A 26,457-nucleotide genomic window follows, 5' to 3' on the forward strand; every position below is an offset into this window, starting at 1 on the left:
CTCTCCTCGCGTCGCGGTTTTCTCTCAACTCGCGCTCACAGTGGATCAATTCCCGTCAGCTCGTCGTCCAGCCGGTACCACCGCGTGATTCCGATGTCCCGCAGGAAGGGCACATCGTGGCCGGCCACGATCAGTGCGCCTTTGTACGAGGCGAGAGCAGCCGTGAGCTGGCGGACGCTCGCCATGTCCAGGTTGTTCGTCGGCTCGTCGAGCAGCAGCAGTTGCGGCGCGGGCTCGGCCAGCATCAGGGCGGCCAGGGTCGCGCGGAAGCGTTCGCCGCCCGAGAGGGTGCCGACCGGCTGGTCGGCGCGGGCGCCCTTGAAGAGGAAGCGGGCGAGCCGGGCCCGGATCTGGTTGTTGGTGGCGGCCGGCGCGAAGGCGGCGACATTCTGGACCACGGTCAGTTCGTCGTCCAGGACGTCGAGGCGCTGCGGCAGACAGCGCAGCGGTACGTGCGCCACCGCCTCGCCCGCCACCGGCGGGATCTCGCCCGCGATCGTACGCAGCAGCGTCGACTTGCCGGCGCCGTTGCGCCCGGTGAGCGCGATCCGCTCGGGCCCGCGGATTTCCGTACCGGCCACACGGCCCCCGTAACGCAGGTGCAGGTCGCGCAGCGTCAGCACGATGCGGCCGGCCGGCACGGCGGTGTGCGGCAGGTCGACGCGGATCTCGGCGTCGTCGCGGACCGCCTCGGCGGCCTCGTCCAGCCGCTCCTTGGCCTCCTCCAGCTTCTCGGTGTGCATGATGCGGTATTTGCCGGCGGAGACCTGAGCTTGGCGTTTCCGCGCATTGGCCACGATGCGCGGTACCACCTTGTTCTCGTAGCTCTTCTGCCCGTAGCGCGCCCGCCGCGCCAACGCGACCTGGGCGTCGGCCAGTTCGCGTTTCTGCCGCTTCATGTCGGCCTCGGCGACGCGCACCATGCGCTCCGCCGCCTCCTGCTCGACGGCGAGCTGCTCCTCGTAGGCGTCCAGATTGCCGCCGTACCACTGGACCTCGCCGTCGCGCAGGTCGGCGATCTGGTCGACCAGTCCCAGCAGCTCGCGGTCGTGCGAGACGACCACCATGACGCCGTTCCAGGCGGCGACGGCGTCGTAGAGCCGATGCCGTGCCTCCAGGTCCAGGTTGTTGGTGGGCTCGTCCAGCAGCAGGACGTCCAGGCGGCGCAGCAGCAGCGCCGCCAGCCGCAGCAGCACCGACTCGCCGCCCGACACCTCGCCGATGGTCCGGTCGAGGGTGATGTGCGGCAGGCCGAGCTGGTCGAGGGTCGCCCGGGCCCGCTCCTCCACGTCCCAGTCGTCGCCGACCGCCGCGAAGTGCTCGTCGGCCGTGTCGCCTGCCTCGATGGCGTGCAGTGCGCGCCGCGCTACCGCGACGCCCAGCGCCTCGTCGACGCGGAGCGCGGTGTCCAGGGCGACGCTCTGCGGGAGGTAGCCGACCTCGCCGCTGACGCGGACGGTGCCGCCGGTGGGGACGAGCTCGCCGGCGATGAGCTTGAGGAGGGTCGACTTCCCCGAGCCGTTGACCCCGATCAGGCCGCTGCGGCCGGGGCCGACGACCAGATGGAAGTCGTCGAGGACCGGTGTGCCGTCCGGCCAGGCGAAGGAGAGGCGGGAGCAGGTGATCGAGGTGGGTGAGTGCCCCATACGGGCCTCCAGGTTGCTCGCAGTGGCGATGGGCAACGTGTGGAGACACCGGGAAAAAAGTCGGGATACGGCGGGGATGCGCAGGCCTGAAGGCGGCTCGCTGCCGAGGTCGACGACGTATCCGGGCCGCGCGGACGCGCAGAAGCGCCGGCACGGTCGGTGTCTCAGGACCTCAGACGAGCAACAGCCTTCTCCGATCAACGACAACAGGGCCGGACCAGAAGTTACGGCCCGGCCCTGACGTCCGCAACGCAATTATCGGCTCCTGCTGGCGCCCCTGGGGCGCACGGACATCACCGCGCTCCGCGACATCCTGGGTCGCGTCCGCGAACACATGCGTTCCATCCCGCCCCGTTCCGCCGCTCCGCGCCGCAGGCCCACGCAGACCGCGTGAGCGCTGCCCTTCCGGGCGCGATTTGGTTCTGCGGACCACACACCGTAAGGTTGGGTTCAACGACGCGGGGTGGAGCAGCTCGGTAGCTCGCTGGGCTCATAACCCAGAGGTCGCAGGTTCAAATCCTGTCCCCGCTACTGAATCGGAAGGCCCGGAGGCATCAGCCCCGGGCCTTCCGCCTTTTCCGCCCTTCCCCGTGGGCGCTCAGTGCCGGTCGGCCGGCCCGTGCGGCGGCACATCCGGCCCCGGCTGCCAGTGCGGGCCCTGCCGGATACGGTGCGCGATCACCGCCAGGTCCACGGCTGCCAGCACCGCGACCACCCCGAACACGATCGCCCACCCGGGCCGCCCGGCCGCCGCGAAGATCGCCGTCCCGACCAGGGCCCAGACCAGCCCCCACACGGTGAAGGCGCGCCGCATCCGCAGCGGACTCAGTGCCTGCCTCGGTTCACTCCCAGTACGCATGGCAATCGCCTCTCCCACCTGACCCCTACCCGCACCCGGCGTCGCCTACCACCGGGTGTACGAGGTGCGGGATCGGGCAGCCGAAGAGCGGGCAGACAGATCGGACTAATCGGGGCGATCGGAGCGGACGATGAAGGCTGTGGTCTGGAAGCGCCCACGGAAGGTCGCGGTCGAGGAGGTGCCCGACCCCCGGATCGAGGCGGTCACCGACGCGGTGGTCCGGGTGACCGCCACCGCGATCTGCGGGTCGGACCTGCATCTGTACGACCACGGGGCGAGCCTGGCGATGGAACCCGGGGACATCCTCGGCCATGAGGTGATGGGCGTCGTCGAGGAGGTCGGCCCGCGCGCGGCCCCGCATCTGTCGCTGGGCGACACCGTCGTGGTGCCGTTCAACATCTCCTGCGGCCACTGCTACATGTGCGACCGCGGGCTCTTCGCGCAGTGCGAGACCACGCAGAACCTCAAGGGCCACAAAGGTGCCTCGCTGTTCGGCTACACGCACATGTACGGCGGCGTCCCCGGCGGCCAGGCGGAGTATCTGCGCGTGCCGCAGGCCCAGTTCGGGCCGGTCGTACTGGATCCGGAGAAGGACGCCGACGTGCCGGAGGCGGCGGCACTGCTGCTGTCGGACGTGCTGCCGACCGCGTGGCAGGCGGTGGAGTACGCGGACGTCTCGCGCGGTGGCAGCGTCACCGTCCACGGGCTGGGCCCGGTGGGGCAGATGTGCGTACGGATCGCCCGCCACCGGGGCGCCGAACGGGTCATCGCCGTCGACCCGGCAGCCGACCGCCGTGAGCTGGCCGCCGCGCACGGCGCCGAGACCCTGGACCCTGGGTCGGCGCACGACGTCGTAGGAGCGGTGCGCGAGCTGACCGGGGGCCGCGGCACCGACAGCTCCATCGACGCGGTCGGCATGGACGCCGAGGGCTCCTGGCCAGACCGCTTGCTGCAGACGCTCAAGGTGCAGCCGGACCGCCTGATCGCCCTGCACCACGCCCTGGGCACGGTCCGGCGCGGCGGCACCTGCTCGGTGGTCGGGGTGTACGGGGGCTGGTTCCCACAGTTCCCGCTCGGCGACCTGTTCGATCGGGCCATCACACTGCGCTGGGGCCAGGCCAACGTACGGCGCTGGACCGACCAGCTGCTCGCCCTGCTGCGCGAAGGCGACCCCCTCGACGCGGCCGGCCTGATCACCACCTGGGCCACGCTGGATGACGCGCCGGACCTGTACGAGCGCCTCCGCGCCAGGGAGCCCGGGATCATCAAGGCGGCCCTGCGGCCCGTCTAGGGACTGGGCTCGGGCTTGGGCTTCGGGGTCCGTGCCGCCGCGCGAAGGGGATCGAGGGTCCGGGCGACCTCGCGGGGAAGAGGGGTTCCGTCGGTTGTGGCGACCAAGGCCTCGCACACGGCACGGAGTTTGGTGTTGCTGTGCTGGGAGACCCGGACCAGGAAGGCCCAGGCGTCGTCGCGCGAGCAGGGGGCCATGGCCATGATCATGCCCAGGGCCTGGTCGATCACGGCCCTCCCGGACAGGGCCTGGCGCTGTTGCTCGTTCCCGGCGCGCAGCCGCGCGAGTTCGGCGTCGGGCCCGGGCGGTGCCAACGGCGTCCGGGTTCGTGCGGCCGTACGACTGCTCAGTCGTACCGGCGGGGTCAGTGAGTCGCCCTTCGCCCCCCGCCGAACAGCCGGGCCAGAGCCCGGAATGGCAGGGTCACGACGGTCGCGATCGCGCTTCCGATGCTGCGCAGCACGTCTGCTATTGCCTGGAACATGGGATGGCCTCCTATGGCCTATGGGTCTGGCCTACGGGTCCTGCGGGCGGTTCGTACGGGCGGTGTCCTACGGGCGGTGTCCTACGGGCGCGTCCGAGGGGCAACTGGTCGGCTTCCCCTGTTCCCCCCGGGAAAACGGCGGCATCAGCGCGGACGCACCGGGTAGCCGTCCGGCAGGCACCGCGAACCAACGGGAGGTCCGTGATGGGTACACCGTCAGTCCCTGATTCCCCCGCCCTGCGACCCGACCCCGTGCCCCCGTCGCCGACGCCCTCGCCGCCCGGCGGCCCGGAACCCGGGCCCACGCCCGGCCCGAGGCCCCCGCTGGACCCGGACCCCGTACCGCCCGCCCGGCCCGGACCGCTGGAGCCGGATCCGCTTCCTCCGCCGCCGCCCGGGCGGCCCGGGCCCGGCCCGCAACCGCCGACGCCCCGGAATCCGTAACCGGGAAAGTCAGAAGTACCTCAGCCCGTGAGGGCGGCGAGGCCGAATATGCCGCCCTCCGGGTCGCGCAGCACCGCGACCCGCCCGAACGGCGACGTGCCCGGCCCGGCGATCACCGTGCCGCCCAGCCCGGCGGCCCGCCCGACCACCTCGTCGACGTCGTCCACGCAGAAGTACGCCTGCCAGCGCGGCCGCACCTGCGGATCGGGGGCCGCCTCCACGGCCCCGCCGAACATCCCGGCCACCGGCCGCCCGCCGATCCGCAGGACCACCCGGTCGACCTCGAACCGCACGTCGTACGGCACCGGGCCGCCGGCGTCCCAGCCGAACACGGCGCCGTAGAACCGTGCCGCGTCGAAGGCGTCCCGGGTCCGCAGCTCCAGCCGCACGGGGCCGGGTGCCTGCCGCTCCACCCGCCAGGCGGGCGACACATCCCCCTCCCAGATGGCGAACCTCGCGCCCGCCGGGTCCGAGGCCCACGCCACCCGCCCCTTGCCGTACTCCAGCGGCCCCACGGCGACCGTGGCCCCGTTCTCACGGCAGCTCTGCGCTACCTGGTGCACGTCCTCCGCCCCGAAGAACACCGTCCACGCCACCGGGCACTCCGCGCCCTCCGCCGTCCGTCCCAGACCCGCGACGGGCATCCCGTCCACGTGGGCCACGGTGTAGCGGTCCTCGCCCTGCCAGCCCGGCCGGAAGTCCCAGCCGAGCAGCTCACCGTAGAAGAGCTGCGCCGCCTTCAGGTCATGCGTCAGCAGGCTCACCCAGCAGGGCGCGCCCTGGACAGCTCGTCCTCGGCCTGCCAAGCGCCTCACCTCACCCGGAACGCCGCGCACCGATCGCCTCACTTGCCCTCCAGCTTCCTCCGGTCACCGGCGGCCCGCCACCGGCGCCCGACTGGCCGCCGCCCCGCAGGGCAGACGTCCCGTGGGAGGTATGCGATGAAGCTGCACCGGCTGCACCAGGGCTGGCACGACTCATGGGCCGGGCGGCTTCGGCAGCAGGGCGGCGAGCTGGAGCTGCTGCACCGCTCCATGGGCTTCGCCGCGCTCGGCATGGTCACCCTGGTGCCGCTGCTGATCGTGGTCGCGGCCGCCGTGCCCTTCCGGCACCACGGCTTCGGCCAATGGGTCGTCGACGGCATGGGCCTGTCCGCACGGCCCGCGGAGGCAGTGCAGAAGCTGTTCTCCGCGCCCCGCAAGGTGTTGAGCGCCACCAGTGCCTTCAGCGTCCTGGCGCTGGCGCTGTTCGGGCTGTCCTTCGCCGCGAGCGTGGAGACCGCCTACCTGAAGATCTGGGAGCTGCCCTCCAGCCCCTGGCACAGCCAGTGGCGCCGCGCCGTCTGGCTCGCCGCGCTCACCGCGTACCTCTTCGTCGAGGCCCAGACCGGCAGCTTTCTCCGCCACGGATGGATCGACGCCATCCTGCGCGCCGGGGCCGCCGTCCTGTTCGGATTCCTGTTCTTCTGGTGGGGCCAGCGCTTCCTCCTCGGTGGCCAGATCCCCTGGCCCGCCCTCCTGCCGGGCGCCGTGGCCACCATGCTCGGCCTCGTCGGCCTGCGCGCCTTCTCCTCGCTCGTCTTCTCCCCGCTGATCATCACCAACGCCGTGACGTATGGCGCCGTGGGCACCGTCCTGATCGTGCAGTGCTACCTGATCGGCGTCGGCTTCGTGGTCGTCGGCGGCGCCCTCTTCGGCCGCCACGTCCACGAGTCGCGTGGCCAGGCCCTGTCCGGGTGATCATGGCCGGGCCAGCGACGCTCCCCCAGCTAGACGCTGGGTGGGGGTCCTCCCCAGCCTGGCGGCTGGGGGTGCCCCCGGACACGACACCTTGCGGCGTTGCCGAAACACCCACGGACAAACCAGTCTGCTGGCATTCTCCGGGTGAGCCGCGGCCTATCCGACCCTGATCGCCCGGACAGGGCCTAGTTTTCAGCGGGACCCGGGGGGCAGGCGCTCATCATGAGTACACACAAGAAGGCAAAGAACACCGGCGAAACGATCAAGGGCAAGGCCAAGGAGGCCACCGGCAAGGCGACCGGCAACGAGAGCCTGGAGATGGAGGGCAAGATCGACCAGACCAAGGGCGACGCCAAGCAGGCCATCCAGAAGATCAAGGACGCCACGAAACACTGACCCACGAAGCACAGAACAACCCGGCCGCCGGGCACGCCCGGGCGTGACTCAGGTCTTGGCGCTGCCCGTACGGTCGCGTAGGAGTCGCCGCGCGCGGGACATGGCAGCGTGCGGATCGCGGAGCCCTGTGTAGACGCAGACCGTGTACTGCACATCCTCCACGCGGCGCCGGATCGCCTTCGAGACGGCGCGGGGCGCCGCCACCGCGCTGAGGCGGTCGAACTCGGCGACGAGTTCACGCAAGGCACGGAAATCGATGAGCGGCATGCTGCGTCCCTTTCTCGTGGGACTGGAACATTCGCACCGTTCTCGGAACTCTCCCACCGGACTGTGGCCCCCGCCACCCCGCAAGGAACCCGCAGGTCAGCGGTCCATGTAGAAGCGCGTGGTGGTGCCGTCCGGGCCCGTGTGAACGCGGACGAGGTCGGCGAGGTAGTGAACCATGAGCAGGCCGCGGCCGTTGGGCTGGTCCCGCGACGGCGGCCGGCGCCCGGCGAGCGGGTCGGTGTGGTGCCCGGCATCGCGGACCTCGCACACCACGCGGCCGTCCTCGGTCCAGACGCGTACGACGCCCGAGCCGCCGGCGTGCACCACGCTGTTGGTGATCAACTCGCCTGCGGCCAGGGAGAAGTCCACGAGCCGGGCCTCCGCCAGGCCGAGCCCCCGGGCCTCCTCGACAGCGGCGTGCCGGGCGTCGGTCAGGCCGTCGCCATCGAAGGAGTGGGCGGCGGCGCCCGCCGGATGGGCCAGCGGCCGGTTGTAGGCGGCGACGACGCGGGCGGGGGCGTAGACGGCGCTGATCTGCTCGCGGCCGCCGTCCACCACGACAGGGTGCGTGGCGTGGGCGTCGGCCAGTACGGCGTCGTCCAGGCGCCCGGCGTCGTAGGGGCACAGGATGGTGACGTCACGCCCGGCGAACGCCAGGTTGATCAGGGCCTCGTGCTGGACGCAGGCGGGGTACTCCACGTCGCCGCGGCCCGGCCAGATCGGCTCACCGATGATCCGTACCCTGTCGGCGTCGGGATGGGAGTCGGCGAAGGCCCGCAGGACACGCGGAATGATGCGCCCGGGGTTACGGCCGGCCTGCTGCATGTCGAGGCAGTGGACATCGGCGGCGCGGTCACCCAACTCCGCCCGCAGCAACTCCAGGTTGCCGGCCGGAACGGCCGCCGCCACCGGCTCGCCCTTGGCGAGGCCGTCGAGCAGGAAGGGCACCGTACCGGCCAGGTACTCCTTCGGGTCCCGGTAGAACAGCGCCGGGTGCACAAAGCGCTCGGCTGCCTGGGCCTGTCTCAACTCAGCGTCACCTCAATCGCCGTCAGGCCGGGCCAGAAGGCGTCCAGGGCGAGCCGCAACTGCGGCGGTGTCCCGTGCAGCACCAACCGCCTGCCCCCCTCCAGCCTCGTGGCGGCGGCAGCCACCGCCGACGCCCCTGCCACATCGACATACGTGACACCCGACAGCTCCAGGTGCACGTCGTCCCCCGGCCCCACCAGAGCGCCCAGCGCGCGCTCCCACGACGCGCGCGTGGTCAGACAGACCTCACCGGCCGCCCGGACCCCCATGCGGTCGGTGAGCGGCAGCAATTCCAGTACGGCGGCTGTCACGACTCCACCATAATCCCGTGTGCGGCTTCACCCACAGGGTATCCGGGCTCCGTACGGATCCGACGCGAGAGGGAGTCCACCGGATGGCCGCCCGGCTCCGCCGGCCGCCGTCCCGCGCCGACTTTGTTGTGCACGACCTCGTTGTGATCGACCTCGCCGAACCGATGGAGACCCCTGCGTGATAAACGACCCGGCTACACCGTCGAGCCGTGGCAACTGCGCGAGGCCGCCCTGAACCTCGACGTGCTGGCCCAGAGCGAATCCGTCTTCGCCCTCTCCAACGGCCACATCGGCTGGCGCGGCAACCCGACGAGTACAGCGCCATCGCCGACGACAACACGTACACCAACCTCATGGCCCAGGCGAACCTGCGCGCCGCCGCCGAAGCCGCCGCCCGCCACCCCGGCGCCGCCGACGCACTGGGCGCCGCCGACGCACTGGGCGTCGACGACGCCGAACAGGCGAGCTGGCAGGAGGCCGCCGACGCCATGGCCGTCCCGTACAACCACGGGCTCGGCGTCCACTCCGTCATCGCCGCCGAGACCGGCCATCTGCGCCTCGCCTACGACTACCTCGCCGAAGCCGCCACCATCGACCTCCACGACCTCCAGCACAACACCCGCGACGTCGGCCTCCACCTCGCCTCCCCCGCCGGCAGCTGGACCGCCCTCGTCGCCGGCTTCGGCGGCCTGCGCCGGACCGGAAACACCGTCACCTTCGCCCCCCGGCTGCCCCCGCACCTCACCCGCCTCGCGTTCCGGATCCTGGTGCGCGGCCGCCGGCTCGGCGTCGACATTCCGCCCACCCTGTGGGCCGAATGTAGGGTGCGCGCGTGACGAGACACATCGAGTTCGCCCGGCTGCACAACTTCCGCGATCTGGGCGGCTATACGGGCGACGGCGGCCGTACCGTGCGCTGGGGGCGGCTGTACAGGTCCGACTCGCTGTCCAAGCTGGCGGGGGAAGACGCGGGGGAGGACCGGGAGCGCTTCCGGGCGCTCGGGATACGTACGGTCATCGACCTGCGGTACCCGCAGGAGATCGCCGCCAAGGGCCGGGTGCCGGCGAGCGACGGGCTCGCATGGCACAACCTGAGCGTCGAGCACCGGCCTGTCAGTCAGTCCCGGCTGGCCCACGACGTGGATCCGGTGCGCTTCTTCGCCGACCTGCACGCCGAGGTTGCCGAGGACGGCGTCGAGGAGCTGCGCCAGGTCCTCCACCTGATCGCAGGCGACGGGACCGCGCCGCTGGTCTTCCACTGCGCAGCCGGCAAGGACCGTACCGGGCTGGTGGCGGGGCTCGTGCTGGCACTGCTGGGCGTGGGAGAGGAGGACATCATCGCCGACTACGCGCTCTCCGAACTCGCCACCGAGCGCCTCATCGCCGACTGGAAGGCCGGCCGCCCCGACAGGGAGGACTTCTGGCCCGGCTACGGCCTGGCCCCCGCCGACTCGATGCGGCTCTTCCTCGCGGCGCTGAACGCCGGGCACGGCTCGGTGTGCGGCTACGCCCGCGACCGGCTGGGCATCGGCGACAACCTGATCGCCGACCTGCGTACGCAGTTGCTCGAAGCCTGATCTGACCTCAGAGCTTGATCCCGTGGACGGTCAGCCAATCACCGCCGGTCGGCCGGTACCCGTACGCGGAGTTCAGGTGCCGTACGACAGCCGGCATGTGCGCGGCGCCGTAGACGACGGCGACATTGACGGGCTCGGCGGCCCGCTCCTCGTGGAGCCGGGTGAGGGCGGCCACCAGCAGGTCGTCGCGGTCGTCGAGGACGATGGCCGAGAGGTGGTCGCCGTCGCTGAGCACCGTGGTGTCATCGATGCTGAGGTCCATCGACTGCGCCAGGAAACGGGCGCCACCCAGCGCCAGGACGGCCAGGGCCTTGAGCGGGAGCAGTAGGACAAAGCCCATGAAGAGCAGATAGCTCCACAGTGGCCGCTTGGTGCGCGCTGCGGCGTCCTGCGGCGGCGGGGGGTCCATGTCGGGCCAGAGCACCGGCACTGCGAGGGAGGCGTAGTCGATGTGCTGGTAGACCAGTTCGGAGCCGTGGGCGCGGTGCGTGAGGCCGTAGAAGCGGAGCCGGAGCCGGGTGAAGCGCCGCCGCGACTGGCCGAAGCCCTCGGCGACGACCACGTCGCAGTCGCCGAGGCGAGCCGCCACCTCGTCGTAGAAGGTCTGCGAGCCGATGTGGACCATGCAGAACAGATGAAAGCGCAGCGGGGTCTCGCGGCGTTGCAGCACCCACGCCGCGGATCGCACGCTGAGCCCGGTCGCCTCGACAAACTGCACACAGGTTCGGACGCGCGGCGGTGGGGGACCGGTTCCGCGAAGCCCGTCAGCCGTACCGCTGGAAGAGCGCCCCGACGTAGTCCTCCAGCCGTCCGGTGAGCACTTCCGGCGTCAGGTCGGTGCGGCCCAGCTCGCGCCACGGCACGGCGGCCTTCTCGGCGTCAGGGGCGAAGGCCAGGGCGTCCAGTAGCCGCCATTACAGGTGGTCGGCGGGCTCGGCGGCGAGGCGGCCGCCCTCGGCGGCGTAACGGTCGGCGAAGGCGGATGTGTTCGCCGTCGGGCAGTTGCTTCTCGACCTAGGCCCGGGCCTGCGCCCAGCCCGGCTCACCGTCGCCCTCGTCCTCGCCCTCGCCCAGCAGTGCCTCCACGAACCGCCCCCGGTCGTCGGCGTGGTCGCGGAGCCACATCCCCAACTGGTGGTCCGCCCGGTTGAGGACGAGCCGGGTGAAACGCGACCGAGTCCCCAGCGCCTCCGCGACCGCCTCGGTGACGGCCTGCGGAATCACCGCGTCGGCGCCCGGCACGACGAGCACCGCCCGGCCCCCGTACGCCCGGTAGAACTCCAGCGCCCCGGAGTCCCGCCAACTCCCGGGCCTGCGGATGATCTCGGTGAACCCGGCACCGAACCGCACCGGCCAGGCCTCGGCCGCGTACACCGCCGGTGCGCACAGCCCGATCGCCGTCACCCGGGGACCGTAGTGCGCCGCGAGATCCGCGACCGTCTGCCCGCTCATGCTGAACCCCGCCAGCACCAGCGCGTCCCCGGCCGGCACCCGCTCGCCGATCACGGCCACCGCCTGCTCGAAGCGCCGCCGCAGACTCAGCTCGCTCAGCTCACCCGAACTGCCGCCATGGCCCGAGAAGTCGAAGGCCAGCGTCCGGCAGCCGCGAGCCGCGAACTCCTCCATGAGCGCGGTGAGCCGTCCCTTCTCGCTCGTGCCGGCGCCGTGCAGCAGCACAACGGTCGTCGCTACCGCGGCTGCCGCGTCCACGGGGGTCAGCAGCGCGCAGCTCAGCTGTTCGCCGTCGTGCTCGATGACGTCAACGACCATGTCCTGGCTGGTGGATGGCTTCATCGCTCCTGGTTCCGTCCAAGGGTCGGCGGTCGACGATCGATCCTAGAGGCACCCTGTGGAATGATCACCGCTATGGCCCGCTCGGGTAAGCCGATGCAGCGGTCGTCCCAGGAACGGGCCGTCCGCCACGTCGCGTCGCTCTCCTCCGGCGGCCCTGTCGACCCGGAGCTGCGGGTCACCCTCAACCTCCACCCGGACCGCTTGGTGCGCGGGCGGCCGATCCTGCTCGCCCTGGCCGAGGACGGCGTCTACCACTCGCAGTTCGTCACCGGTACGAGCAACGGCGGCCTGACCGCCCACTCCGGCGGCGACCGCTGGCGCTGGGAGAGCCGGATCTTCGGCGCCGCCTATGACGACGTGCCCCCGCACGAGCGGCCGGTCTACGGCGCGCTCAACTTCCGCCGCAAGCCGGTCGGCGGTGCGCCACGGTTCGGCTCGGCGCACTTCCGGCTGGGCGGGCGCGTGCTGCCGAGAACCACGTTCTGCTACCCGGACAGCTTCTTCGAGCCGGTGGCCTTCGGCGTCGCGACCGCCGTGACGCCGCTGATCGCGGCGGCCGAGGCCGACAACCACGACGCCCTCGACGACTACGTCGAGGCCCAGGTGCACGGCCCGGTGACGCTCAGCCGCGACGTCGAGGCCCTGGTGCTCGACCCAAGCCACCGCGGCACGGCGGTGGAGGCCGCGGCGCGCCGGCTGCCGTGCCCGGTCGAGTGGCACGCCGGATTCCGGCTGGGCGTCGAGGAGTTGCGCGGCCACGCGGACTACCGCGGGCAGGAGTACGTCGACCTGGGCGCCGCGATCGCCGTTGACGGCCACCTCGACCCCCGGGCCGTCGGCGACGCCGCGCGCACGGGCCGCCACGACCCGCAGGCGCTGAAGAAGGTCTGGCACTGTCTGGCGCGCTTCGGCGCCCCGCCGCAGTAAAGGGGCCGACCGGCCGCGAGATCAGGCGCCGACGGTGCCGTCGATGCCCTCGCGCAGGAAGTCGGCGTGCCCGTTGTGGCGACCGTACTCGAGGATCATGTGCATCATCACCAGGCGCAGCGAGACATCCTCGCCCCACCTGGCGTTGTGCGCAGTGACGTCGAGCGACTCGGCCTCCCGCTCGATCCGGCGGGCGTGTTCGACTTCCGCCTGCCACGCGTCGAAGGCCTCGGAGCGCGTCGCGCCGGTGGCGTCGTACGCCACCTGGTAGTCCATCTCCTTCGACCAGACCAGCGGGATGTCCTCGCCGTTGACGACGATGCGGAACCAGGTGCGCTCCACCTCGGCCATGTGCCGGACCAGGCCGAGCAGCGAGAGCGTCGAGGGCGGCATCGACTGGCGGCGCAGATCCTCGTCGGACAGGCCCTCGCACTTCATGGCGAGCGTGGCCCGGTGGTAGTCGAGGAAGGTGCGCAGCGTCTCGCGCTCGTCCCCGGCGAGGGGCGGGCCGATGCGTTCGGTGGTCACGGCTGGGTCCTTCGTGTACGGTCCGGAGCGTCAAGATCGACTCATTGTGGCGTCGCGGCTCTGCGCGGGCCAGCGATTAGTTTGCGGTCCGGGATCCGCCGACGGGGTATTCAACTGCCGGCCCTCGAAGTCGGGTAAGTGAGCGTAACCATGTATGAGTGAGTGTCGTTGTCAGAGCGTCCGACGGCTTCACCACGTGCCTGTGGTTCGACGGGCAGGCCGAAGAGGCTGCCAACCACTACATCTCGATCTTCAAGAACTCCCAGCTCGGACGGATCGGCCGCTACACCGAGGCCGGTCCCGGCCCGGCCGGCTCGGTGCTGGCCGTCGAGTTCGAGCTCAACGGCCAGAAGTTCGCCGGGACACCGTGAGCGCGCCCCAGCTGCGCGGCAGGGCGATCAGCGCCGGCAACGGCAGCAGCAACGGATGAGTCGTTGCAAAAGCTGCGTGTCTCTTTCCTCGCCGATCCGAGTGACTGAGGTCACATGGCGGTGACCTGATCTGAGTCTCTTGTCGCCCGAACTCAGGACGTCCGGCAGCGCCCGTTCTCAGGGAGCCCGCACTGCGCTATGGCGTCCGGGTGGAAGGAGCCGGCCTGCTGGCCCTCGGGGTTCCTCGGCGAACCGTCGGTATTCAGCGGCCGTGGCGCCCGGCGAGGGACCATGGATGGTGGTCCGCATCGGTCAGGCGGTGGCGTAGCGGGCCGCCAGAGCGCGGGATGTCTCGGCGAGGCGAGCCCGCAAATCCGGTGGTCCGAGGACCTCGATGTCCGCGCCAAGGGCGAGGAACACCCCGTGGGCGTGGTCGAGCGACTCGATGGGGAGCACCGCGCGGGTCCAGCCGTCCGGTTCGGCGGTTCCGGTGTCGGTCAGGGCCCGGGCGGCCGCTCCCGTGAGGCGGGACGCGGCTCGGGGCGAGAGGCGGACAACCGCCTCTCCCCGGTACAGGCGGGCGTGGAAGTCTGTCTGGTAGCGCTGCCAGTAGGTGGCCAGGTCGAAGTCCCCTGGAGGCTGGAACTTCTCGTCCCGTACGACGAGTTCGAGGATCTGGTCGACACGGTACGTGCGCGGTCCCGGTCCCGCCACGATGTACCAGCGGCCTGCCTTGAGCACCAGACCGTACGGCTCCAGGCGCCGGTCCACATCAGTCGGCTCCTTCCAGCGGCGGTAGCGGATATCGAGCACCCGGCTGTGCCATACCGCGTCCGCGACCTGTGGCAGATGCGGGACGTCGTCGTCCTCCGCGTACCAGCCGGGCGCGTCGAGGTGGAAGCGGGACTGCATCCGTTCGGCCTGCGTGCGCAGTTCGGGTGGGAGCGCCGCGCGCATCTTGAGCTGCGCCGCCGCGAGGGCCGAGCCGAGCCCGAGCTCGGTGGCGGGTCCGGGGATGCCGGAGAGGAAGAGCGCCTCCGCCTCTCCGGCACTCAGCCCGGTGAGGCGGGTGCGGTAGCCGGAGAGCAACTGGTAGCCGCCAAAGTGCCCGGCGTCTCCGTAGAGCGGTACGCCGGCCACGTGCAGCGACTCGATGTCGCGGTAGATGGTCCGTACCGACACTTCCAGCTCCCCGGCGAGCTGGGCGGCGGTCATTCGGCCCCTGGTCTGGAGCAGCAGAAGGATCGACAGGAGGCGGCTCGACTTCACTGACACAAGATGTCAGTGAAGCGGCTCTACGGTCCACTCATGGCTTTCACAGAGAAACTGCTGCGCGTGCTGTCCCCCGTCGAGGTGGGCGGCCGCCGCATCAAGCGCTATCACGTCACCGCCGACCCGGCCGGTATCGATCCGGAGGTCGAGAAGGCGGCGTACGCGATTCTCCCCGAGCTTCTGCCGGGGCCGGACGGCACGCCGCCGGCCGCCTTCGTCGTCCTCCACCGGGGAGGGGACGACGGGGCTTACCTCAACGCGTACAGCTGGGTGTGGGACAACGTCCTGCACTTCGGCGGGGCGGCGGCGGGTCAGCCGGTACTGGGCTGCCCGAACAGCGATCCGACGCACTTCGTCCGGCTGGACCGGTCGCTGATCGGCTGCGTTTGGGAGCTGCCGCCGATCCTCCATGAACGCGACGCATGGGTAAGGCACATGCTCGCGCCTGACCGCCCCGACTTTGACGCCTATCTCGCCGATTCGCTCCCCGAGGGCACCACAGGAGACCGCTCATGAACGACTTCGACTTCCTCACCGGCATCTGGGATGTCACCAACCGGTGGCGGACGGACTTCCTCGACGAAACGAGCGCGTGGGAGGAGTTCCCGGCCGTCAGCCGCGCCTCCCGGCATTTCGACGGCGGGGCGAACTTCGACGAGATCAAGTTCCCGACGAGGGGCTTTGCCGGGCTCACCCTGCGGCTGTTTGATCCCCAGCGCGAGCAGTGGTCCCTGTACTGGTCGAGCAAGCGCACCGGCAAGCTGTTCCCGCCGGTCGTCGGCCGGTTCACCGATGGTCGGGGCGAGTTCTACGGGGACGACACCCATGCGGGCAAGGAGATCCGGGCGCGCTTCATCTGGTCGGACATCACCGAGGAGTCCGCCCGCTGGGAGCAGGCGTTCTCCGTGGACGGGGGAAAGACCTGGGTGACCAACTGGATCATGGAGCTTACCCGCCGCTGACCTGCGCAGCGAGGATGACTCGTACGGGGCACGGCTGTTTCCTCCGGTGGTCCACGCCTGGGGTTCGCGCCACGTGTACGAGGACCTGCCGACCCGGTCCCGGCGCCGACAAGGTCCTCCAGCAGTTGTCGCAGCGGCTGGCTCTGAGCCTGGTGCTGCTCGGCAGCCCGCGGTCCCGCCATGACCCGACACCTGCTGGGTCCGGCCGGGCGCCCATTGGGTCGGCGCGCCCGCGAGTTCCCCCGAGTGGTCCAACCCGGCGGCCGGGTGTTGACTGATCCGTACCGCCGAATCCGACCGAAAGAGGGAACAACCATGCCCTTCGTCACCGTCGGCCAGGAGAACACCGGATCCATCGACATCTACTACGAGGACCACGGCAGCGGCCTGCCGGTCGTCCTCATTCACGGCTACCCGCTCAACGGGCACTCCTGGGAGAAGCAGGAGCGCGTCCTGCTGGAGGAGGGGTACCGCGTCATCACCTACGACCGCCGCGGCTTCGGCCGGTCCAGCCAGCCGGTCATCGGCTACGACTACGACACCTTCGCCGCCGACCTCAACACGCTCCTCGACCACCTGGACGTGCCTGATGTGGTGCTGGTCGGGTTCTCCATGGGCACCGGTGAGGTCACCCGCTACCTGGGGACGTACGGCTCGGCGCGCGTGAGCAAGGCCGTCCTCATGGGGGCGATCCCGCCGTTCCTGCTCAAGACGGACGACAACCCCGAGGGCGTCGACCGGTCGGTCTTCGAGGGCATCAAGGCCGCCGTGGTCGCCGACCGGCCGGCCTACTTCAAGGACTTCCTCGACAACTTTTACAACGTCGACACCCTGGGCGGGACCAGGATCAGCGACCAGGCCTGGAACAACAGCTTCAACACCGCCGTCGCGGCCTCCGCCCACGCGGCGTACGCCTGCGTCGACACCTGGCTCACCGACTTCCGCGCCGACGTCCCCAGGATCGACATCCCCACCCTGCTCATCCACGGCAACGCCGACCGCATCCTGCCGTACGAGGCCACCGCCAAGCGGCTGCCGGCCCTCGTCAAGGACCTGACCTTCGTCACCGTCGACGGCGGGCCGCACAACATCGCCTGGACGCACCCCGAGGTCGTCAACCCGGCGCTGATCGACTTCCTCAGGGGCTGACGGCGGCTCCGCCGGGGCCGCCGCGCCGCTCACCCGAACGGACGCGGTCATCTGGCCGCCGCACGGGCACCGGGGCCTGATGGAGATGCCCGCCGAACATGATCGGCGAGAGGCATTCACTCACCCCGGAAATCCGGAGACACTGATGACCTCTGCGACCTCTGTGCGTGCCCACCTGCGTCTGCTCGCGATCGTCGCCGCGGCGGCGAGCCTGGGAGCCGGCGCGCTCCTGGCCCTCCCGGCCTCGGCGGCCCCGGCCGCCGCCCGGGCGCCCAAACCCACGATCGTGCTGGTGCACGGCGCCTTCGCCGACGCCTCCGGCTTGGACACGGTCGTAGGCCGCCTCCAGCGGGACGGCTACCGCGTCGTCGCCCCCGCCAACCCGCTGCGCAGCCTGTCCGGGGACTCGGCGTACCTGAAGGCCCTGCTCAAGACGGTGACCGGGCCCGTCGTCCTGGTCGGCCACTCCTACGGCGGTGCGGTCATCAGCAACGCCGCGACCGGCAACGCCAACGTCAAGGCGCTCGTCTACCTGGCCGCGTACGCCCTTGAGAAGGGAGAGACCATCGCGTCCATCGGCACCAAGTTCCCCGGCTCGCACCTGACGCCGGGCACCCTCAACCGGGTGCCGCTCACCGGGGCTGGCGGCGGCGCCGACCTGTACATCAAGCCGGACAAGTTCCGGGACGTCTTCCTCAGTAACCGGCTCTCTGCCGCCCGGGCGGCAGTCCTGGCTGCCACCCAGCGCCCGCCCAAGGCGGCGGTCTTCGCCGAGGCGTCCGGGACCCCCGCCTGGAAGACGATCCCCCTCCTGGTACCTCGTCGCCCGCCAGGACCACGCCATCGCGCCCGCCGCCGAGCGCTCCATGGCCAAGCGAGCCAAGGCCCATACCGTCGAGGTCAACGCACCCCACGCGGTCTACCTGACCGACCCGGGCGCGGTGACCCGCATCATTCTCGACGCCGCGAAAAGGTGACGCGTGAATGAGACGATGATCGTGTCCGACTCTCACCACTCCGGTGGACTCCGGTGAACGCCGGTGTTCCCGAGGGTCAGGAGCGAGCCATGCCCGAGCAGCAGGCCGTCCCGCAGGCGGTGCTGAGCCCGATCACCAGCTCGGCCATCTTCCTGGTTGTGACCATCGACCCCGGCGGGGAGTCCGTCGTCCGCGAGCTGCTCTCCGACCTCGCCGGGCTGGTGCGTTCGGTCGGCTTCCGCATCCTGGAAGGGAAGCTGACCTGCGTCACGGGCATCGGCTCCGAGGCCTGGGACCGCCTCTTCGCCGGGCCGCGCCCGGCCGAACTGCACCCCTTCCGGGAGGTCGCCGGCGCCCGGCACACCGCGATCGCCACCCCGGGGGACCTGCTCTTCCACATCAGGGCCGGCAAGCTCGACCTGTGCTTCGAGCTGGCCTCGCAGCTCATGGAACGGCTGCGCGGCGCGGTAACCGTCCAGGACGAGGTGCACGGCTTCAAGTACTTCGACGAACGCGATCTCATCGGCTTCGTCGACGGCACCGAGAACCCCAGCGGGCCCGCGGCGAACACCGCCGCCGTGATCGGCGCCGCCGACCCCGAACAGGACCCGGACTTCACCGGAGGCAGCTACGTCGTCGTACAGAAGTACCTCCACGACCTGGACGCCTGGAACGCCCTGCCGGTCGAGGCCCAGGAACGCGCTATCGGCCGCCGAAAGCTCTCCGACATCGAGCTGCCCGACGACATCAAGCCGGCCGACTCGCACGTCGCGCTCACCACCATCACCGACCCCGACGGCACGGAACGGCAGATCATCCGCGACAACATGCCCTTCGGCGCTCCAGGGCGCGGTGAGTTCGGCACGTACTTCATCGGCTACGCCGCTACCCCGTCGGTCATCGAGCAGATGCTGGACAACATGTTCATCGGCGACCCCCCGGGCAACCATGACCGGCTGCTCGACTTCTCCACCGCGGTCACGGGGACCCTCTTCCATGTCCCGACCGCCGACTTCCTCGACGACCCGCCGCCTTCGCCCGAGTCGGAGTCGCAGCCGCTATCGGAGCCGGAAGCAGAGCATCGAGCCGAAAACCCCGCCGCCGACGGCTCCCTCGGCATCGGCGACCTGAAGAGGAGGATCGCGCGATGAACAACCTCCACCGCGAACTCGCCCCCGTCTCCGAGGCCGCCTGGGCCGACCTGGAGGACGAGGTCCGCCGCACCTTCACCCGCCACATCGCCGGGCGCCGACTCGTCGACGTACCCGACGCGGAAGGCGCCACCCTCGCCGCGATCTCCACCGGGCACACCGCACCGATCGACCCACCCGGGCCTGGCGTCATCGCCCGCCTGCGCCGCTCCCAGCCGCTGGTCGAGCTGCGCGTGCCCTTCACCGTCGACCGCCGGGCCGTCGACGACGTCGAGCGCGGCGCCAAGGACCCCGACTGGCAGCCCGCCAAGGACGCCGCCCGTCTGATCGCCTTCGCCGAGGACAGTGCCATCTTCGAGGGCTACGCCGCCGTCGGCATCCACGGCATCCGGGCCGCCTCCGACAACCCCCCGCTGACCCTGCCCGCCCAGGCCCTGGACTACCCGGACAGCATCAGCCAGGCCATAACCGCCCTGCGCCTGGCCGGCGTCGACGGCCCGTACTCGCTGGCGCTCAGCGCGGACGCGTACACGACCGTCAACGAGACCTCCGACCACGGCTACCCCATCCACGAGCACCTCGCCCGCCTCATCGACGGCGAGATCATCTGGGCGCCCGCGATCACCGGCGCCTTCCTGCTCACCACCCGTGGCGGCGACTACGAACTCCGTCTGGGCCAGGACCTGTCCATCGGCTACCAGTCCCACGACACCACCAGCGTCGACCTCTATCTGCAGGAGTCCTTCACCTTCCTCACCCACACGAGTGAGGCGGCAGTGGCCCTGACCTGATCGCTGCGGAAAAGGCCCTGAAAGGTGGCACAGCATGGCGCGTACGGTCTCCGACCTCATCATCGAGTCCCTCAAGGCCGCGGGCGTACGCCGGGTCTACGGCCTCCCGGGTGACTCCCTCAACGGCCTCACCGACGCCCTCCGCAAGGACGGCACCCTCACCTGGCAGCACGTCCGCCACGAGGAGGCCGCCGCCTTCGCCGCCGTCGGGGAGGCCTCGCTCACCGGCGGGCTCGCGGTCTGCGCGGCGAGCTGCGGCCCCGGCAACCTCCACCTCATCAACGGCCTGTACGACGCCTACCGCAGCCGGGTCCCGGTGCTGGCCATCGCCGCCCACATCCCCTCCGCCGAAATCGGCGGCAACTACTTCCAGGAGACCCACCCCCAGGAGCTCTACCGGGAGTGCTCCGTCTTCAGCGAACTGGCCGGCAACCCCGACCAGTTCCCGTACATCCTCGACATCGCCGTCCGTACGGCCGTCGAGAAGCGCGGCGTGTCCGTGCTCGTCATCCCCGGCGACGTCCTCACCGCCTCCATCGACCGCGACACGCGCGCCTCTGTCATCCGCGCCACCGCCCCGGTCGCCCGCCCGTCCGACACCGAACTCGACACCGCGGCCGACATCCTCAACCGCTCCGAACGCGTCACCATCCTTGCCGGCGCAGGCTGCGCCGGAGCGCACGACCAGGTCGTCTCACTGGCCGCCGCCCTGCAGGCCCCGGTCGTCCACGCGCTGCGCGGCAAGGACTACGTCGAGTACGACAACCCGTACGACGTCGGCATGACCGGCCTGCTCGGCTTCAGCTCCGGCTACCGCGCGATGGAGAACTGCGACACCCTGCTCATGCTCGGCACCGACTTCCCCTACCGCCAGTTCTATCCGGAAGACGCCCGCGTCGTTCAGGTCGACATCCGCGGCGAGCAGATCGGCCGGCGCACCCGCGTCGACCTCCCCCTCGTCGGCACCGTACGCGACACGGCCGACGCGCTCCTGCCCCGCCTCAACCCCAAGACCGACACCCGGCACGTCGACCGCATGCGCCAGCACTACGCCAAAGCCCGCAAATCCCTCGACGAACTCGCGGTCAACGACCACAACCGCACCCCCATGCACCCCCAGTACGTCGCCCGCGTCATCAACGAACTCGCCGCCGACGACGCCGTGTTCCTCCCCGACGTCGGCACCCCGGTCGTCTGGGCGTCCCGCTACCTCACCATGAACGGCCGCCGCCGCCTCGTCGGCTCCTTCACCCACGGCACCATGGCCAACGCCGTCCCCCAGGCCATCGGCGTCCAGGCCTCCCACCCCGGCCGCCAGGTCATCACCCTCTCCGGTGACGGCGGCATCGCCATGATGCTCGGCGACCTCATCACCCTCAAGCAGCTCAACCTGCCGGTGAAGGTCGTCGTCTTCAACAACAGCGCCCTCAGCTTCGTCGAGCTCGAGATGAAAGCCGCCGGCTACGTCACCTTCGGCACCGGCCTCGACAACCCCGACTTCGCCGGCGTCGCCCAATCCCTCGGCCTCCACGGCCGGCGCGTCGAACGCCCCGACGACCTCAAAGCCGCCCTCCAGACCGCCCTCGACCACGACGGCCCCGCCCTCGTCGAAGTCCTCACCGCCCGCCAAGAGCTCTCCATGCCCCCCACCATCACCAAGGAACAGCTCACCGGCTTCGCCCTCTACGCCACCCGCACCATCCTCTCCGGCCGCGGCGACGAACTCCTCGACCTCGCCACCACCAACGTCACCCGCCGCCTCCTCTCCTGACCCGCCGCCCCGAGCCACGCAGCGAGGCCAGGACGAGGCGTCCGTACCGGGTCGTGAGCGCAGCCCCGGTCGCGGCGAAGGCCGCGGCCAGGGCGACGAGAAGATGCCAGGGACTCTGATCCCCGAGCACCTGAAGGATGCTCAGCGCCGTACCGAGCGGCAGCCCGAGGACGGTGAGTACCCCGAGGGCGCCGCTGATCTGTTGGCTCTCCTGCGTCTGCACCAGTCGCGCGTAGTCCGCCGCCTCTGCCAGGATCGCCTCGAACCGCGCCGGCAGCCGGTGCAGCGCCTGATACGCCACCAGCAGCTCATTCGCCGGGCCGTGCGCCGTCAGGTGCTGACGCCAGTACGTACTCCGGAAACGCGCGATCCGCTCCTCCAGCGCGGCCACCCGGCGTGCCAGCCCGGTGTCCCCCTCGAAGACCTCCGACAGATCGTCCGCCAACTCGTTGATGTGGTCGCGCTGTACGGTCCCCAGCAGCAGCGCGTCCAGATAGACGGTGCGGGCGTGGAGCGCGGCGAAGTCGTAGAAGTCCCCGTCGCCCCGATCGGGCCGATGGCCGACATACGCGGCACCATGCCGCAGCACCAGCGCACTCCAGTCGGCCGATATCCGTACGACATCGCTCAACATCCCCGGCAGATCCTCTGCCCGCACCGGGAAGTCCACGGGGCTGGACCGCGACGCGAGCGCCCACAACCACTCCTCCGGCACCCTGTCACCCTCTGCCGGGGTCATAAAGGCGACGGTGTACGGCCGCGCGAGCGCAAACGGCGCCTGCGGCGAAACCGCGTCGACAACGCCGCCGAGGAGTGTCTCCGGCGCCAACGGCCCACTCAACGGATCCGGTCCGGACGTATGCCGATGCCCGATCGCCCGCAACACTTCCAGCAGATGCGGCCCCTCGACGGTGAAGTGCAGCACCGCCAGCGCCCGTTCGGCGTCCCGGTCCGTGCCCGTCCGCAGCAGCTCCATCCCCTGCAACCGCATCGGCCCATGCGTCACATCCGCGACCTGGTGCCACCTGTAGGGTCGCCCCGGCGCCCCGTACAAGACCCGCGCCGCCGCCGGCGTGAAGTACCTCTCCCGCGTCCCCGCATCCGTCCGCCGTTCACCGAGCTCGAACGGCATCGGCCCCTCCGGCCACCCAGGTTCGGCGGCCATCCGCACCGGCAGGATGACGGTGACCGCCTGCCGTGCGCCGGCGACGGAGTCGAGCGGTGTGTTCAACGGTGGTCAGCCTCGCGGTCGGACGCCGGGTCGGACCAGAAGATTACCGGGATGAGCAGCGCAGGGCGCTACGGAACACCCGGCGAAGGGAATACCGCAGCAGTCTCCCGTCCCCGGAAAACCAGTTGAGCGTTCCGGCTCATCGTCTCTATCGTTGGCACTACCGACGCGGGGTGGTGCAGTTCGGCAGCACGTTGGGCTCATAATCCAAAGGTCGCGGGTTCAAATCCCGCCCCCGCCACCAAAGCCGGGGGACCGGGATGGCGACGCGCTTGGACGGGACGCGCCTGGCGCTGTGTTCCCTGCATCACGCGCTCTTTGATCTCGGGGTCCTCGGCCTGATGCCGGATCTCCGGATCCAGGTCTCCCAGATGTACGTGGCCCGCAGCAAGGCGGGACAGACCGTGGATGCCCTGCACGGACAGCCGCTGGCTGCGCCCCGGCCTGGGCGGCCAGCCGTCGATCCCGATTTCGTCGTCTGGCACGGGTTGCAGGTCTTCAAGCGGCCGGGTGCGCACGCCGCGTAGTTGGCGTCAGGCTCCGAAGCACTTTAGGCCCTCTTTCTGGGCCCGACCTCACCTCCGCGGTCAGGCCATCTTCTCGGCCGCTGCCTTGATGGCCTCGCGGATGCGGACGTACGTGCCGCAGCGGCAGACGTTGGCTATGGCGTCGATGTCGGCGTCGGTGGGGGTGCTGGTGGTCTTGAGGAGGGCGGCGGCGGCCATGATCTGGCCGGGCTGGCAGTAGCCGCATTGGGGGACGTCCACGTCGAGCCAGGCTTCTTGGACGGGGTGGAGGGTGTCGCCGTTGGCGAGGCCTTCGATGGTGGTGATTTCGTGGCCGGCGGCTTCGGAGACGGGGACGACGCAGGGGTTGATGGCGGCGCCGTCGAGGTGGCTGGTGCAGGCTTTGCAGACGTCGATGCCGCAGCCGTATTTGGGGCCGCGGATGCCGAGGAGGTCGCGGAGGACCCAGAGGAGGGGGAGGTCGGAGGGGGCGTCGACGGTGACGGATTTCCCGTTGACGGAGAAGGTGTGGGAGGGCACGAAGGACTCCTCAGCGGGGGAAGGGGGTGAAGTCGACGTCGAAGTTGATGGGGAAGGTGCGGGGGTGGGTGCCCGTGGCGCGGGCGTAGGCGTTGGCGATGGCGCCGACGGCGGCGGGGACGCCGAGTTCGCCGGCGCCGCCGGGCTCGGCGTCAGCCGCAGGGGGCAGGACGATGACCTGGACGTCGGTGGGGGAGTTCTTCTGGCGGGCGTAGTGGAACTGGGAGTAGCTGCCCTCCAGCGGCAGGCCCTTGTCGATGTGGAGGCCGGCGCGCAGGGTGGTGGAGATGGCGTCGGTGAGGCCGCCGAGCATCTGGGCTTCCAGGCCGCGTGGGTTGATGGGGCGGCCGACGTCGACGGCGACGACGGCCTTGGTGACGCGGGGGGCCTTGGGGTCGGTGGCGTCGATCTCGACGAGGCAGGCGGTACGGGACTTGTACTCCTCGTGGAAGGCGATGCCCTGGGCGTGGCCGGGCGGCATGGTGCGGCCCCAGTTGCCGGCGGCGGCGGCCTTGTCGAGGACGGCGCGCTGGGCGTCGGACTTGAGGAAGGTGCGGCGGAAGGAGAGGGGGTCCTTGCCGAAGGCGGTGGCGAGTTCGTCGACGAGGATCTCTTCGGCGCCGCGCGCGTTCGCGGAGTAGACGGACCGCCAGGAGCCGGTGTGCATGGTGAGGGGGACTTCGGTGAGGGTCTGGGTGGTGACGCCGAAGTTGTAGGGGGACTTGACGGTGGTGAGGAAGAGGGTCTGGGCGATGGTCTCGTTGCCGAGTCCGGTGGGGAGCTTGGCGGCCATCGCGGTGAGGATCTCGCCGAGGCCGTGGCGGAAGTCGGTCTCGACGGCGGCGACGCGGTGCTCGAAGGTGAGGACCTGGCCGAGTGCGTAGGTCGCACGGAGCTTGTGGTGGGTGGCGGGGCGCATGCGGCCGTGGCGCATGTCGTCGATGCGGGACCACATGAGGCGGATGGGCCGGCCCGAGGCCTTGGAGACCTGGGCGGCTTCCAGCGCCGCGTCGAAGAAGAGCCGCCGCCCGAAGGAGCCGCCGGCCTGGACGACGTGGACGGTGACCTTGTCCTCGGGCAGCCCGAGTTCGGCGGCGATGGTCTGCTGGGCGACGATCGGGGACTTCAGGCCGGACCAGATGGTGGCGTGGTCGGAACGTACGTCGGCGACCGCCGAGTTGGTCTCCAGCGGCGCGTGGCTGACGAAGGCGAAGTCGAATTCGGCGTCGATGTGCTTGGTCAGCGCCAGGAAGGAGAAGGAAGGGGCCGCGGCCTTCAGCTTCGTACGGATGCCGTCGTCCGAGAGGCCGTCGATGGTGCCGGGGCCCCAGGCGACCTCCAGGGCATCCTTACCGGCGAGGGCCTGGCCGAAGGTCTCGGCGACGACCGCCACGCCCGTCGGGATGACGACGACGTCGAGCACCCCGGGCATGGCCCGGATCGCGGCCTCGTTGGCCACCGACTTCACCGTGCCGTTGACCGTCGGTGGACGGCGGACCATGCAGGGCTTGGCGCCGGGGATGTCCAGGTCGAGGGTGTACTCCTGCCGGCCGGTGACTATCTTCCGGGCGTCGATGCGCGAGGTCGGGGTGCCGACCAGGGTGTGCTGCGACTCCGCCTTGAGGGTGACGGTCAGGCCGGTGAGGCTCGCGTCCGCGGCGGCCACCGACAGCGATCCGTACGACGCCGTACGTCCGTCGGGCGCGACGACCGAGCCGTTGCCGGTGGTGAGCTTGCCCGCGGCGAGCCCCCAGCGGGCGGCGGCGGCCGCGACCAGGCGTACCCGGGCGGCGGCCGCGGCGCGGCGCACCGGGTCGTACAGGGAGCGTATGGAGTTCGAGCTGCCGGTGAGCTGGTCGAACAGCAACTCGGGGCGGGCGTCGTCGAGTTCGATTCGTACGTCGGTGAGCGGGAGGTCCAGTTCCTCCGCGACCAGCATCGCGATGGCGGTGGTCAGGCCCTGGCCGACCTCCTCCCTGGGGAGCCCGAGGGTGGCGGTGCCGTCCTCGCCGACCGCCAGGACGAGCATGTCCGAGGTCGGCAGCCCGGCGAGGATCAGGATGTCGCCGAGGTCGACGAGATCCGCGATCGCGGGCGCTGTCGGGATCACCGCAGAGGCGGTGGCGGGGGCGACCGCGTCCATCACGAGCTGAGCGGCTACGGTCAGCGTGGGGGCGGCGACCAGGTAGGTCAGGAACCTGCGTCTCGCGACTGCCATGGCGGACTCCGTTCACGGGCGGCTCCGTTGCGCGCCCGTGGCGGGATCATTACCGGTGAGTAAGCGGAGCGCAAGGCCCCGGTCGACGCCGTGATCGACTCGTGGCCGGCCGTTCGAACGGAAATCGGCCGACACCGCAGTGACGGCCGGGCGTGCCTGTGCCCGCCTCAGAGCCTGTCGGGTGACCTTCGATCGGAGAGCGGATGCGGTCTGGTGCGTGCGATTCC

At 70.8% G+C, this 26,457-nt stretch carries 27 protein-coding genes, 2 tRNA genes and 4 pseudogenes; 17 read left to right on the forward strand and 16 right to left on the reverse strand.

The genetic code is table 11. The features are described from left to right. Positions 1-35: 35 nt before the first annotated feature. Positions 36-1,646 (reverse strand): ABC-F family ATP-binding cassette domain-containing protein, encoded by a 1,611-nt coding sequence (locus EFK10_RS11095; protein WP_127355555.1) that lies wholly within the window; start codon positions 1,644-1,646, stop codon positions 36-38. A gap of 457 nt (positions 1,647-2,103) precedes the next feature. Between EFK10_RS11095 and EFK10_RS11100 the strand changes: the two genes are divergently transcribed. After that, positions 2,104-2,177 (forward strand) — tRNA-Met (locus tag EFK10_RS11100). A gap of 67 nt (positions 2,178-2,244) precedes the next feature. Here the strand turns inward: EFK10_RS11100 and EFK10_RS11105 are convergent. Beyond that, positions 2,245-2,505, reverse strand: a complete 261-nt coding sequence (locus EFK10_RS11105) for a DUF6343 family protein (protein WP_127355556.1) — start codon at positions 2,503-2,505, stop codon at positions 2,245-2,247. Between the two features lie 130 nt (positions 2,506-2,635). On the opposite strand from EFK10_RS11105, the gene EFK10_RS11110 reads away from it, so the two are divergent. Beyond that, a complete protein-coding gene (locus EFK10_RS11110) occupies positions 2,636-3,796 on the forward strand; it encodes an alcohol dehydrogenase catalytic domain-containing protein (RefSeq protein WP_127355557.1) in 1,161 nt (386 codons plus the stop codon). Here EFK10_RS11110 and EFK10_RS11115 read toward each other — a convergent pair. The 3 genes from EFK10_RS11115 to EFK10_RS11120 all read right to left on the reverse strand — a co-directional run bounded on the left by EFK10_RS11115 (position 3,793) and on the right by EFK10_RS11120 (position 5,488). After that, positions 3,793-4,110, reverse strand: coding sequence for an ANTAR domain-containing protein (locus EFK10_RS11115; RefSeq protein ID WP_240677143.1), 318 nt, complete (start codon positions 4,108-4,110; stop codon positions 3,793-3,795). The genes EFK10_RS11110 and EFK10_RS11115 overlap by 4 nt on opposite strands. Positions 4,111-4,160: 50 nt before the next feature. Beyond that, positions 4,161-4,280: an LPFR motif small protein gene (locus EFK10_RS52000; protein WP_265737499.1), complete on the reverse strand. Its 120-nt coding sequence runs from the start codon at positions 4,278-4,280 to the stop codon at positions 4,161-4,163. Between the two features lie 464 nt (positions 4,281-4,744). Then, on the reverse strand, positions 4,745-5,488 hold the full coding sequence (locus EFK10_RS11120) for a VOC family protein (protein ID WP_240677144.1): 744 nt from the start codon (positions 5,486-5,488) through the stop codon (positions 4,745-4,747). Positions 5,489-5,665: 177 nt separating this feature from the next. Between EFK10_RS11120 and EFK10_RS11125 the strand changes: the two genes are divergently transcribed. After that, positions 5,666-6,463, forward strand: a complete 798-nt coding sequence (locus tag EFK10_RS11125; RefSeq protein WP_127355560.1) for a YihY/virulence factor BrkB family protein — start codon at positions 5,666-5,668, stop codon at positions 6,461-6,463. A gap of 222 nt (positions 6,464-6,685) precedes the next feature. Beyond that, positions 6,686-6,859, forward strand: coding sequence for a CsbD family protein (locus tag EFK10_RS11130; protein ID WP_127355561.1), 174 nt, complete (start codon positions 6,686-6,688; stop codon positions 6,857-6,859). 48 nt (positions 6,860-6,907) lie between these two features. Here EFK10_RS11130 and EFK10_RS11135 read toward each other — a convergent pair whose 3' ends face one another. The 3 genes from EFK10_RS11135 to EFK10_RS11145 all read right to left on the reverse strand — a co-directional run bounded on the left by EFK10_RS11135 (position 6,908) and on the right by EFK10_RS11145 (position 8,466). After that, positions 6,908-7,126, reverse strand: a complete 219-nt coding sequence (locus EFK10_RS11135) for a DUF5133 domain-containing protein (RefSeq protein ID WP_127355562.1) — start codon at positions 7,124-7,126, stop codon at positions 6,908-6,910. A 96-nt stretch (positions 7,127-7,222) separates the two neighbouring features. Further along, on the reverse strand, positions 7,223-8,155 hold the full coding sequence (locus EFK10_RS11140; RefSeq protein ID WP_240677145.1) for an anti-sigma factor RsbA family regulatory protein: 933 nt from the start codon (positions 8,153-8,155) through the stop codon (positions 7,223-7,225). After that, positions 8,152-8,466 carry an STAS domain-containing protein gene (locus tag EFK10_RS11145; RefSeq protein WP_240677146.1) on the reverse strand — a complete coding sequence of 105 codons (315 nt, stop codon included), beginning with the start codon at positions 8,464-8,466 and terminating at the stop codon, positions 8,152-8,154. Before EFK10_RS11145 ends, EFK10_RS11140 begins: the two co-directional genes overlap by 4 nt. A 305-nt stretch (positions 8,467-8,771) precedes the next feature. On the opposite strand from EFK10_RS11145, the pseudogene EFK10_RS11150 reads away from it, so the two are divergent. Then, positions 8,772-9,263, forward strand: a pseudogene (locus tag EFK10_RS11150) (glycosyl hydrolase family 65 protein); the annotation flags it as partial. A gap of 35 nt (positions 9,264-9,298) precedes the next feature. Beyond that, the gene (locus EFK10_RS11155) at positions 9,299-10,042 is read left to right on the forward strand and encodes a tyrosine-protein phosphatase (protein WP_127355563.1); all 744 of its coding nucleotides are present in this window, start codon (positions 9,299-9,301) and stop codon (positions 10,040-10,042) included. 7 nt (positions 10,043-10,049) lie between these two features. On the opposite strand, the gene EFK10_RS11160 is transcribed toward EFK10_RS11155, so the two are convergent. The 3 genes and pseudogenes from EFK10_RS11160 to EFK10_RS11170 form a co-directional block, all read right to left on the reverse strand. Beyond that, complete coding sequence (locus EFK10_RS11160; RefSeq protein ID WP_127355564.1) at positions 10,050-10,730, reverse strand: TraB/GumN family protein; 681 nt, start codon at positions 10,728-10,730, stop codon at positions 10,050-10,052. A gap of 76 nt (positions 10,731-10,806) precedes the next feature. Continuing rightward, positions 10,807-11,019 (reverse strand): annotated as a pseudogene (locus EFK10_RS53175) (aminoglycoside phosphotransferase); the annotation flags it as partial. A 37-nt stretch (positions 11,020-11,056) separates the two neighbouring features. Next, the gene (locus EFK10_RS11170) at positions 11,057-11,836 is read right to left on the reverse strand and encodes an alpha/beta hydrolase (RefSeq protein ID WP_407647057.1); all 780 of its coding nucleotides are present in this window, start codon (positions 11,834-11,836) and stop codon (positions 11,057-11,059) included. 60 nt (positions 11,837-11,896) lie between these two features. Between EFK10_RS11170 and EFK10_RS11175 the strand changes: the two genes are divergently transcribed. Then, complete coding sequence (locus EFK10_RS11175; RefSeq protein ID WP_407647058.1) at positions 11,897-12,763, forward strand: DUF3626 domain-containing protein; 867 nt, start codon at positions 11,897-11,899, stop codon at positions 12,761-12,763. Positions 12,764-12,784: 21 nt separating this feature from the next. On the opposite strand, the gene EFK10_RS11180 is transcribed toward EFK10_RS11175, so the two are convergent. Continuing rightward, positions 12,785-13,291, reverse strand: a complete 507-nt coding sequence (locus EFK10_RS11180) for a DinB family protein (RefSeq protein WP_127355566.1) — start codon at positions 13,289-13,291, stop codon at positions 12,785-12,787. A 158-nt stretch (positions 13,292-13,449) separates the two neighbouring features. On the opposite strand from EFK10_RS11180, the pseudogene EFK10_RS11185 reads away from it, so the two are divergent. Continuing rightward, a pseudogene (locus tag EFK10_RS11185) lies at positions 13,450-13,647 on the forward strand (VOC family protein); the annotation flags it as partial. 327 nt (positions 13,648-13,974) lie between these two features. Here the strand turns inward: EFK10_RS11185 and EFK10_RS11190 are convergent. Next, positions 13,975-14,931 (reverse strand): helix-turn-helix transcriptional regulator, encoded by a 957-nt coding sequence (locus EFK10_RS11190; RefSeq protein WP_127355567.1) that lies wholly within the window; start codon positions 14,929-14,931, stop codon positions 13,975-13,977. Positions 14,932-14,970: 39 nt separating this feature from the next. On the opposite strand from EFK10_RS11190, the gene EFK10_RS11195 reads away from it, so the two are divergent. The 7 genes from EFK10_RS11195 to poxB all read left to right on the forward strand — a co-directional run bounded on the left by EFK10_RS11195 (position 14,971) and on the right by poxB (position 21,735). Then, positions 14,971-15,450, forward strand: a complete 480-nt coding sequence (locus EFK10_RS11195) for a hypothetical protein (protein WP_127355568.1) — start codon at positions 14,971-14,973, stop codon at positions 15,448-15,450. Then, positions 15,447-15,896, forward strand: a complete 450-nt coding sequence (locus EFK10_RS11200) for a hypothetical protein (RefSeq protein ID WP_127355569.1) — start codon at positions 15,447-15,449, stop codon at positions 15,894-15,896. The genes EFK10_RS11195 and EFK10_RS11200 overlap by 4 nt, the downstream gene beginning before the upstream one ends. A 315-nt stretch (positions 15,897-16,211) precedes the next feature. Continuing rightward, a complete protein-coding gene (locus tag EFK10_RS11205) occupies positions 16,212-17,045 on the forward strand; it encodes an alpha/beta fold hydrolase (RefSeq protein ID WP_127355570.1) in 834 nt (277 codons plus the stop codon). A gap of 145 nt (positions 17,046-17,190) precedes the next feature. Next, the gene (locus tag EFK10_RS53765) at positions 17,191-18,033 is read left to right on the forward strand and encodes an alpha/beta hydrolase (protein WP_322973315.1); all 843 of its coding nucleotides are present in this window, start codon (positions 17,191-17,193) and stop codon (positions 18,031-18,033) included. A 78-nt stretch (positions 18,034-18,111) separates the two neighbouring features. Next, positions 18,112-19,173: a Dyp-type peroxidase gene (locus EFK10_RS11215; protein ID WP_127355571.1), complete on the forward strand. Its 1,062-nt coding sequence runs from the start codon at positions 18,112-18,114 to the stop codon at positions 19,171-19,173. Next, positions 19,170-19,964 (forward strand): family 1 encapsulin nanocompartment shell protein, encoded by a 795-nt coding sequence (locus EFK10_RS11220; RefSeq protein ID WP_127355572.1) that lies wholly within the window; start codon positions 19,170-19,172, stop codon positions 19,962-19,964. Before EFK10_RS11215 ends, EFK10_RS11220 begins: the two co-directional genes overlap by 4 nt. A 34-nt stretch (positions 19,965-19,998) precedes the next feature. Further along, positions 19,999-21,735, forward strand: a complete 1,737-nt coding sequence (gene poxB, locus EFK10_RS11225; protein WP_127355573.1) for a ubiquinone-dependent pyruvate dehydrogenase — start codon at positions 19,999-20,001, stop codon at positions 21,733-21,735. On the opposite strand, the gene EFK10_RS11230 is transcribed toward poxB, so the two are convergent. Further along, positions 21,713-22,966 (reverse strand): hypothetical protein, encoded by a 1,254-nt coding sequence (locus EFK10_RS11230; protein ID WP_127355574.1) that lies wholly within the window; start codon positions 22,964-22,966, stop codon positions 21,713-21,715. The two genes, poxB and EFK10_RS11230, sit on opposite strands and share 23 nt — an antisense overlap. Positions 22,967-23,133: 167 nt before the next feature. Between EFK10_RS11230 and EFK10_RS11235 the strand changes: the two genes are divergently transcribed. Further along, positions 23,134-23,210 (forward strand) — tRNA-Met (locus tag EFK10_RS11235). A gap of 43 nt (positions 23,211-23,253) precedes the next feature. Further along, positions 23,254-23,493 (forward strand): annotated as a pseudogene (locus EFK10_RS11240) (phosphorothioated DNA-binding restriction endonuclease); the annotation flags it as partial. A 60-nt stretch (positions 23,494-23,553) separates the two neighbouring features. On the opposite strand, the gene EFK10_RS11245 reads toward EFK10_RS11240, so the two are convergent. Beyond that, a complete protein-coding gene (locus EFK10_RS11245; RefSeq protein ID WP_127355575.1) occupies positions 23,554-24,012 on the reverse strand; it encodes a (2Fe-2S)-binding protein in 459 nt (152 codons plus the stop codon). Positions 24,013-24,022: 10 nt separating this feature from the next. Continuing rightward, positions 24,023-26,230, reverse strand: coding sequence for a xanthine dehydrogenase family protein molybdopterin-binding subunit (locus tag EFK10_RS11250; RefSeq protein ID WP_127355576.1), 2,208 nt, complete (start codon positions 26,228-26,230; stop codon positions 24,023-24,025). Positions 26,231-26,457 lie beyond the last annotated feature (227 nt).

This window comes from Streptomyces soli (genome assembly GCF_003999195.1).
Lineage (GTDB): Bacteria > Actinomycetota > Actinomycetes > Streptomycetales > Streptomycetaceae > Actinacidiphila > Actinacidiphila soli.

Bases quoted from the DNA above. Each gene is read 5' to 3' on its own strand.
- EFK10_RS11110 (WP_127355557.1), top strand. From the start codon at position 2,636: ATGAAGGCTGTGGTCTGGAAGCGCCCACGGAAGGTCGCGGTCGAGGAG.
- poxB (WP_127355573.1), top strand. From the start codon at position 19,999: ATGGCGCGTACGGTCTCCGACCTCATCATCGAGTCCCTCAAGGCCGCG.
- EFK10_RS52000 (WP_265737499.1), bottom strand. From the start codon at position 4,280: ATGTTCCAGGCAATAGCAGACGTGCTGCGCAGCATCGGAAGCGCGATC.
- EFK10_RS11175 (WP_407647058.1), top strand. From the start codon at position 11,897: ATGATCACCGCTATGGCCCGCTCGGGTAAGCCGATGCAGCGGTCGTCC.
- EFK10_RS11205 (WP_127355570.1), top strand. From the start codon at position 16,212: ATGCCCTTCGTCACCGTCGGCCAGGAGAACACCGGATCCATCGACATC.
- EFK10_RS11095 (WP_127355555.1), bottom strand. From the start codon at position 1,646: ATGGGGCACTCACCCACCTCGATCACCTGCTCCCGCCTCTCCTTCGCC.
- EFK10_RS53765 (WP_322973315.1), top strand. From the start codon at position 17,191: ATGACCTCTGCGACCTCTGTGCGTGCCCACCTGCGTCTGCTCGCGATC.
- EFK10_RS11200 (WP_127355569.1), top strand. From the start codon at position 15,447: ATGAACGACTTCGACTTCCTCACCGGCATCTGGGATGTCACCAACCGG.
- EFK10_RS11135 (WP_127355562.1), bottom strand. From the start codon at position 7,126: ATGCCGCTCATCGATTTCCGTGCCTTGCGTGAACTCGTCGCCGAGTTC.
- EFK10_RS11130 (WP_127355561.1), top strand. From the start codon at position 6,686: ATGAGTACACACAAGAAGGCAAAGAACACCGGCGAAACGATCAAGGGC.
- EFK10_RS11125 (WP_127355560.1), top strand. From the start codon at position 5,666: ATGAAGCTGCACCGGCTGCACCAGGGCTGGCACGACTCATGGGCCGGG.
- EFK10_RS11250 (WP_127355576.1), bottom strand. From the start codon at position 26,230: ATGGCAGTCGCGAGACGCAGGTTCCTGACCTACCTGGTCGCCGCCCCC.
- EFK10_RS11170 (WP_407647057.1), bottom strand. From the start codon at position 11,836: ATGAAGCCATCCACCAGCCAGGACATGGTCGTTGACGTCATCGAGCAC.
- EFK10_RS11215 (WP_127355571.1), top strand. From the start codon at position 18,112: ATGCCCGAGCAGCAGGCCGTCCCGCAGGCGGTGCTGAGCCCGATCACC.
- EFK10_RS11105 (WP_127355556.1), bottom strand. From the start codon at position 2,505: ATGCGTACTGGGAGTGAACCGAGGCAGGCACTGAGTCCGCTGCGGATG.
- EFK10_RS11220 (WP_127355572.1), top strand. From the start codon at position 19,170: ATGAACAACCTCCACCGCGAACTCGCCCCCGTCTCCGAGGCCGCCTGG.
- EFK10_RS11195 (WP_127355568.1), top strand. From the start codon at position 14,971: ATGGCTTTCACAGAGAAACTGCTGCGCGTGCTGTCCCCCGTCGAGGTG.